7 protein-coding genes and 1 pseudogene are annotated in these 7535 nt (G+C 65.7%); 1 reads left to right on the top strand and 7 read right to left on the bottom strand.

Translation table 11 applies throughout. The features are described 5' to 3' along the window. Positions 1 to 161 precede the first annotated feature (161 nt). From B2527_RS08135 to B2527_RS08105, 7 genes are all read right to left on the bottom strand, one after another. On the bottom strand, positions 162 to 806 hold the full coding sequence (locus B2527_RS08135) for a rhomboid family intramembrane serine protease (RefSeq protein WP_293707760.1): 645 nt from the start codon (positions 804 to 806) through the stop codon (positions 162 to 164). 42 nt (positions 807 to 848) lie between these two features. Further along, positions 849 to 1193 carry an MGMT family protein gene (locus B2527_RS08130; RefSeq protein WP_293707758.1) on the bottom strand — a complete coding sequence of 115 codons (345 nt, stop codon included), beginning with the start codon at positions 1191 to 1193 and terminating at the stop codon, positions 849 to 851. After that, positions 1190 to 2143 carry a DMT family transporter gene (locus B2527_RS08125; RefSeq protein WP_414717039.1) on the bottom strand — a complete coding sequence of 318 codons (954 nt, stop codon included), beginning with the start codon at positions 2141 to 2143 and terminating at the stop codon, positions 1190 to 1192. Before B2527_RS08125 ends, B2527_RS08130 begins: the two co-directional genes overlap by 4 nt. 172 nt (positions 2144 to 2315) lie before the next feature. After that, complete coding sequence (gorA, locus tag B2527_RS08120) at positions 2316 to 3668, bottom strand: glutathione-disulfide reductase (RefSeq protein ID WP_293707756.1); 1353 nt, start codon at positions 3666 to 3668, stop codon at positions 2316 to 2318. Then, positions 3665 to 4915 carry an NAD(P)/FAD-dependent oxidoreductase gene (locus tag B2527_RS08115; RefSeq protein WP_293707755.1) on the bottom strand — a complete coding sequence of 417 codons (1251 nt, stop codon included), beginning with the start codon at positions 4913 to 4915 and terminating at the stop codon, positions 3665 to 3667. Before B2527_RS08115 ends, gorA begins: the two co-directional genes overlap by 4 nt. Positions 4916 to 4942: 27 nt before the next feature. Continuing rightward, positions 4943 to 6172, bottom strand: a complete 1230-nt coding sequence (locus tag B2527_RS08110) for a DUF418 domain-containing protein (RefSeq protein ID WP_414717040.1) — start codon at positions 6170 to 6172, stop codon at positions 4943 to 4945. Between the two features lie 187 nt (positions 6173 to 6359). Then, on the bottom strand, positions 6360 to 6839 hold the full coding sequence (locus tag B2527_RS08105; RefSeq protein ID WP_293707752.1) for an FKBP-type peptidyl-prolyl cis-trans isomerase: 480 nt from the start codon (positions 6837 to 6839) through the stop codon (positions 6360 to 6362). A gap of 15 nt (positions 6840 to 6854) precedes the next feature. On the opposite strand from B2527_RS08105, the pseudogene B2527_RS08100 reads away from it, so the two are divergent. Continuing rightward, positions 6855 to 7483, top strand: a pseudogene (locus B2527_RS08100) (C40 family peptidase). Positions 7484 to 7535: the final 52 nt, after the last annotated feature.

The raw sequence follows: 7535 nt of genomic DNA, 5'->3' as shown, positions 1-7535 counted from the left end.
CTCGGCTGAGGCGTTACCGGTGGGGCCTGTGCCGAGCATGGCTCGGCTCTACAGGGTTCTGGCTCTACCGGTGGGGCCTCTGCCGAGCATGGCTCGGCTCTCTACAGGGTTCTGGCTCTACCGGTGGGGCCTCTGCCGAGCGTGGCTCGGCACCAAGCACCTTACTTCACGCTGCGCAGGTGTGAGCTACCGCGCTTGCTCGGCGGCGGGCGGCGCCAGTGGCGGATCAGCAGCCATCCGAAAAACATGCCGCCAAGGTGGGCGAAATGGGCCACCCCGGGCTGCCAACCGGTATAGGCCATCACCAATTCGGTGACGCCCAGCAGAATGACCCAGGTGCGCGCCTTCATCGTGACCGGTGGGAACAGCAGGCTGATCTGCCGGTTGCCAAAAATCATGCCGTAACCCAGCAACAGGCCGAACACGCCACCGGAAGCGCCCACCACCGGGTAGTACTCACCGGCCAGCGCTGTCACCAGCAACTGGCACAGGCCCGCGCCAGCAACGCATACCAGATAGAAAGTAAGGAAACGCTTCTCGCCCCAGGTCATTTCCAAGGGAGAGCCCATCATGTAGAGCATCAGCATGTTGAAGAACAGGTGACCGAAACCGCCATGCATGAACCCGTAACTGAGCAGTTGCCAAGGCTCAAAGCCGGGGGAGACAAGGAAGGCCTGCTGCGAGCCGATCGGCCATAGCGCCAACTGATTGAAGATGCCCGCCATCTGCGGCAACTGCTGCAGCACGAACACGACGATATTGGCGATCAACAACGCCTGGGTAATCCTGGGGGGACGCTGGAACATGGGCATATCCGCAAAAACTGCGCCCATCATAGCCGTACTGGCTTAACCGGGGCCCCAGATCGCCTCGTCCATCGTGGTCACCCGTTTTGCCCGCTTCACCCGCCCGTTCTCCACCTGCACACCCTCGGCTCGCAGGCGCTGGCTCTGCTCGCGCCAGCCGCGCGAGCCCTCCGGCATGGCGATGCGCCCGTCCGAGCGCAGCACCCGGTGCCAGGGCAACGCAGGATCGTCGTTGCTGCCCAGCAGGCGCGCCACCAGCCGTGCCCGCCCGGGCAGGCCGGCCTTGGCCGCGACCTCGCCATACTCCATCACCTGACCGCGCGGGATTGCCCGGATTGCCGCCAGGATGCGCGCATGCCCGTCGGCAACATCAAGCGCCGGGCTCACCGGCGCTTGGCCACGCCGCTGCCCACCAGCAGTACGCCCAGCAGCACCAGCACCGTCCCGGCGCTTTGCCAGATCCCCATGGGTTCGTCGAGCAGCCATACGCTGAGCACAATCGTGGAAACCGGCCCCAGCATACTCACCTGTGCGGCCAGCGAGGAGCCTATCCGCTTGACCCCGATCATGATCGCCAGCACTGGCAGCACCGTGCACACGGTGCCGTTGAGCAGCGACAGCCAGTACACCGCCGGGGCGTATGTCCACAGCGCGTCGATGGGCTGGAACAGCAGGTATTGGCCGATACAAAGCACGCAGGCCACCATGCTGGCGTAGGCGGTCAGACGCACCGCACCGATCCGCGCCACCGACTGGCCACTGCCGAACAGGTAGACCGCATAGCTCAACGCACTGGCAAATACCAGGGCCGAACCGATCAGGGTGCGCTGGCCTTCGAGCTGGATGTCATGGCCAAAGGCCAGCAGCACACCCAGGTAGCTGACCAGCAGTGCCGCCACCTGCATGCGGGTTGGCCGCTGTTTGAGTACCAGCAGCGCGATCAGCACCACCAGGGTGGGGCTGAGGTAGAGGATCAGCCGTTCCAGTGTGGCGCTGATGTACTGCAGGCCAAGGAAATCCAGGTAGCTGGACAGGTAATAGCCACTGAAACCCAGCAGCAGCACCCGCCAGCGATCACCGTTGCCCAGCGGCTGCGCGCGACGCGCGGCCCACATGCCCATGGCGATGAAGAACGGGAAGGCGATCAGCATCCGCAGGGCCAGCAACGCTGTCGCGTCGGCACCGTGGCGGTAGGCCAGTTTGACGATCACCGCCTTGCCGGAGGCGGCTATCGCGCCAACGCCGGCGAGCAACAGCCCGCTGATCAACAGTCGACGTGAGCTGGTAGGCAGGTTGGACGCGACCACGGCGGCATCGCGCGGGGGTGGAGCAGTCACGGTGTTACGGCATCCGGGGGAGAGGGTCGGTCATTATGAAGGCTGCCGACGGCGGACGATGCCCGCGCCAGGACCAAGGCCAGAATCGGCACGATCAGCCATGCGCCGACGCGTGAAACCGTCGCGTCGCCGGAAAGGGCGCACGCCCCGGCATGCGCCCGCAAGCACACCCTCAGCGCATCAACACCACTTCCTCGGCCGAGGTCGGATGGATGGCCACGGTGTCCTCCAGCTGGCGGCGCGTCACTCCGGCCTTCACCGCCACCGCAAAGCCCTGCAGGATCTCGTCGGCGCCCTCGCCCAGCAGATGGATGCCCACCACCTTTTCGTCCTCACCGGCGCAGACCATCTTGAACAGGCTGCGTACTTCGCCCTGCCCCAGCGCCTGCAGCATCGGCCGGAAACGACTGTAATACGTGCTGATTCTGCCAAAGCGCTTGCCCGCTTCTTCCTCGCTCAGGCCCACCGTACCCAACGGCGGATGCGCGAACACCACGCTGGGAATGGTTTCGTAATCCAAGCGCGCCTGCGCCTGCCCGCCCAGCACCCGGTCCATCAGCCGACGCGCAGCGGCAATCGCCACCGGCGTCAACGTCACCCGGCCGGTGACATCGCCTACCGCATAGATGCCAGGCACCGATGTGTTCTGGTACTCGTCCACGCTGATGGCGCCCTTGCCATCCAATGCCACCCCGGCCTGCTCAAGCCCGAGGCCCGCGGTATTGGGGCCGCGCCCGGTGGCAAACAGCAACGTATCGAACACGGCGTGTTCGGGCCCATTGCGCAGTTCTGCAGCAATCCGCCCGCCCTGTTTTTCCAGCGCCTGCAGCTGGCAGCCGAAATGCAGTTCCACGCCCTGCAGGCGCAGGTTCTCGGCAAGCTGGTCGGCCAGCTCGGCATCGAACTTGTCCAGCAGGCGCTGGCCGCGTACCAGCAGCGCAACTTCGCTGCCCAACGCACGCAGCACCCCGGCCAGCTCGACCGCGATATAGCCACCGCCTACCAGGGCCACCCGGCCGGGCCGTTCCTGCAAGGCAAAGAAATCATCCGACACGCCGCCCAGCTCGGCACCGGGCAAGCTGGGCTTGAGCGGATGCGCGCCGGTGGCAATGACGATATGCGCGGCCTTGAACTGCGTGCCGTCCTCGCATTGCACGGTGTTGCCGTCGAGCAGATGACCGCGGCTGCTGATGCGGACCACGCCGGTTTCATCCAGCCGCTTCTGGTAGCTGGCATGGATGTTGGTGATGTACTGCTGGCGGCGCGCGATCAGGGTGGGCCAGGCAAGCGCCGGCTCGGCAGGGAGATCGAAGCCCATCTGCCGGGCCAGGCCGATGCGCTCGGCCAGGTCGGCCGCCAACCACATTGCCTTCTTCGGCACGCAACCCACGTTGACACAGGTACCGCCCAGCGCGGCCGGCTCCAGCATCGCCACCCTGGCGCCATAGGACGCCGCGCGGAAGGCGGCGGCCAGGCCACCGGAACCGCCACCCAATACCACCACGTCATAGCTGCGCGCGCTCATTGGAAACGCTCCACGCGGTAAGGCCTCGGGTCGATTGCAGGCGTGCGCCCGGTAATCAGGTCGGCCATCAGTTGTCCACTCCCACTGCTCATGCTGATGCCGAGCATGCCATGACCGGCTGCCAACCAGACGTGAGCATGCCGCGGCGAACGTCCCAGCAGCGGCATGTCGTCCCAGGTCATCGGCCGCCAACCACACCAGCGCTGATGGATCGTCTCGCCCAGCGGCTGATGCAGGTAGGCGCGCGCGCCGTCTTCCAGTGCCCGCAGGCGTGTGCCGTTCAAGCGGGCGTCGTGGCCGGAGAACTCCATCGTGCCGCCGAGGCGGATGCAGCCGTCCCAGCCGATGACGAATACCGAACGATCCTTCAACACCACCGGCCGCCGCGGCACCAATGACGGGCGACTGGCGGTGATCGAATAGCCCTTGCCGGCCTGTATCGGTACGCGCAGCCCCACCTGGGTGGCCAGCTGCGGTGACCAGGCGGCAGTGGCCAGCACCAGCTCGCGCGCGCGGCGTGGGCCTCGGATGCTGCTGACCCGCACGCCACGGTCATCTGGCTCGAGTGCCCGCAACTGGCAATGCTCCTCGATCACCACACCTTGCGCACGCAGCACCCGCGCCAGCTCGGCGGTGTAGCGATCCGGGCGCAGGCTGGCGTCATCCGGGAAGTGGATCGCCCCTACCACCCCGGGCTTGAAGGCCGGCTCCCGCGCCAGATAGTCGCTACCTGCAATCACCGTGGTGTCGATGTCGAAGGCCTGCAATGCGGCACACTGCGCGGCATGCTGTTCAAAACTGCGCTGGCTGTGGAATACATAGTCCAGCCCTTGCTCGGCGAACTCGCACTGCAGCTGATAACGCTGCACCCAATCGGCCAGGCGTTGCCGCGAATCGTTCAACAACGCCGCCCTGCCGCGCGTGCTCTGCAACCAGTCGCGCTGGTTGCAGCGTGCGGTGAAGTGCAGCAGCCAACGCCACAGCGCCGGATCCAGCCGCGGCGGGATGTACAGCGGCGCCTGCGGCGACAACATCCAGCGCAATGCGCGCAGCGGCACCCCCGGCGCGGCCAAGGGCGGCGCATGGCTGGGAGTGATGGTGCCGCAGTTGCCATACGAGGTCGCACCGCCTACCTGCCCGGCATCCATCAACCTTACCTGCCGGCCAGCAGCAGACAGAGCCAAGGCTGTTGCCAGGCCGGTAGCACCGGCACCAATGATCAATACATCGTCTTCAGGAACGCTCACCCGCCCATCTTAGGCGGGCAGACCCGCTCAACGTCGCAGTGGTGGCATCTGCAAGTAAGTGAACCAGCGCCACAGCCACTCGGCCGGACCAAAGCGGAAATGGCGCAGCCACAGATGGCTCAGCCCTACCTGCAGCGCGAACAGCGCACTTGCAAACGCCAGTTGCCAGGCCCGCCCCATCTGCTCGAACCCGCCCAGCCCATAGCCATAGAACACCAGCGTGCAGACCAGCGACTGCCCCAGGTAATTGCTCAGCGCCATCCGCCCTGCTGGCGCCAGCCATTGCAGCCGGTGGCTGCAGCGTACGCCCCAGGCCAGGTAGCCCAGGCACATCAGCAGGCCGGCAAGCGCGGTCAGGGCATAGACCACACCGGTACGCATACCGAACTGGCCCGGCGGCATATACGACTGCAGGCTGACGCTGCCCAGCATCAGCGCCAGCCCCAGCGGCAGCAGCAGCCAGCGCAGCACTGCCCACAGCCGTGGGAAGCGCGCGGGTTCGACGATGGCGCCACTGCGGGCGAACCACGCGCCCAGCAGGAACATACCCAACACCTGAGGCCCAACCAGCAGCAAGGCGCCCATCGCGGTACCGAAATCACGCAGGCGTTGCACCACCGCCTGCAGATAGCTGCCATGGGCGTAGGCCAGTCGCTGCGCTTCGATCGATGCCTGCGCGGTGCTGACCATCTGCGCTGCATCCTTGTCCGGCACCAGTGCCATGATCGCGCCCAGCAGCAACATCAACGACACCGCGCCCAGATAGGCCATGCTGCCCAGTACCGGCAGCCAGCCGCGCGGCGCCTCGCGGAAGGCCAGCAGCGCGAAGGACAGCAGTGCATAACAGACCAGGATGTCGCCGGACCAGACGAGCAGCGCATGCACCAGACCAATCACCAGCAGCCCCAGGCTGCGGCGCAGGTAGAACAGGGTGAACTCGCGGCCGGCTTGCTCGGCGCGCTGCGCCATCACCCCAAAGCCGACGCCGAACAGCAACGAGAACAGGGTGAAGAACTTGCCCTGCACGAAGACATAGACAAAGACATCAGCCCAGAAGTCCCAGCCGGTCCAACGCGGATCGATACCGGTGAAGGACAGGTCCAGGGGACCGCTGAAGGCCTCGATGTTCATCAGCAGAATGCCGAACAAGGCCAGGCCGCGCAGCACGTCCAGGCGGACGATACGCTCACTGGCCGCCACCGGCTGGAATGAGGAGATGGACAACTTCGGCAGCCTTGCTGGGTACAGGTGCGCGATTAGAGCACGCGGACCACGCTGGTGCCGAGCCACGCTCGGCAGCGGCACCGCCAGGTGCGCCGCTTGCCGAGTGCGGGCATTCGAAGGCCAGCGCCATGCCGAGCATGGCTGGCACTACCGACGCGCTCCCCAACGCAGAACGGCCCGCGTTGGCGGGCCGTTCGTTGCATCACCTTGCGGCAGACGCTTAGTGCTGGTGACCGCCGTCGCCGTGGACGTGGCCGTGCTGCACTTCTTCTTCGCTGGCTTCGCGTACTTCAACGATTTCCACGTCGAAATGCAGGTCCTTGCCCGCCATCGGGTGGTTCAGGTCGACGTCGACCACGGTCATGCCGACCTTCTCGACGGTGACCGCACGCGGGCCGAAGTTGGTCTGCAGGATGACCTGGGTGCCCGGCACCAGACGGGTGTTGCCGAAGTGCTTCTTCGGCACGCGCTGGGTCATGCCCTCGCGACGCTCGCCGTAGGCATCGGCCGACTTCACGTCAACGCCGAAGCTCTCGCCGGCTTCCTTGTCCATCATCGCCGTTTCCAGGCCCGGGATGATGTTGCCGTGGCCGATCAGGATGGCCAACGGATCACGGTCCTTGGAGCTTTCGATCGGCTCCTGGCCGACTTCCGAGACGGTGTAGTGGAAACGGACAACGCGGTCTTTTTCGATCTTCATGCGTAACTCTGTTAAATGGCTGCCCGCTGGCAGACGTTGGGACGGCTTGTCGGCCGCCGGGGACGCCGCCATGATGACGGCCTTCTAAGATGGCGCATTATCCGGGCTCCATGCACATCACGCCAGTTCCCCGCTTCCGCTCGTGGCGCCTGCCGGCCACGCTCCTGGCCATCGCTGCACTCAGCGGCTGCGGCCACAGTCCGCCCAAACGCGCGGCTGCCCCAGCGCCAACCCGTCACTACACGCCAGTGGCCTCGGCCGACCCGGCGGCCGCAGCGTCGGTGATGATGCGCGCATTGGGGCTGGTGGGTACGCCCTACCGCTATGGCGGCAACACCCCGGAGTCGGGGTTTGACTGCAGTGGCCTGGTCACCTACGTCTACCGCGACATGCTGGCGCTCAACCTGCCCCGCACCTCGCGCGAACTGGCCGCCATCCAGGGCCCGAAGATCGCCACAGATCGCCTGACCGCCGGAGATCTGGTGTTTTTCGGCGACAAAGGCAACGTCTGGCACGTTGGCATCTATGTTGGCGAGGGCCGCTTTGTCCATGCGCCCAGCACCGGCGGCACGGTGCGCATGGATCATCTGGAGGGTGTCTATTGGCGCGACCATTACACTGGCGCGAAGCGCGTTTTGCGGTGAAACGGGCAATAGGTCACCAAAAATAACGATTATTTAACGAAATTTGTACCTA

The organism is Stenotrophomonas sp. UBA7606, from assembly GCF_002477705.1.
Lineage (GTDB): Bacteria > Pseudomonadota > Gammaproteobacteria > Xanthomonadales > Xanthomonadaceae > Stenotrophomonas.
This window is presented reverse-complemented; position numbering and strand designations above follow the sequence as displayed.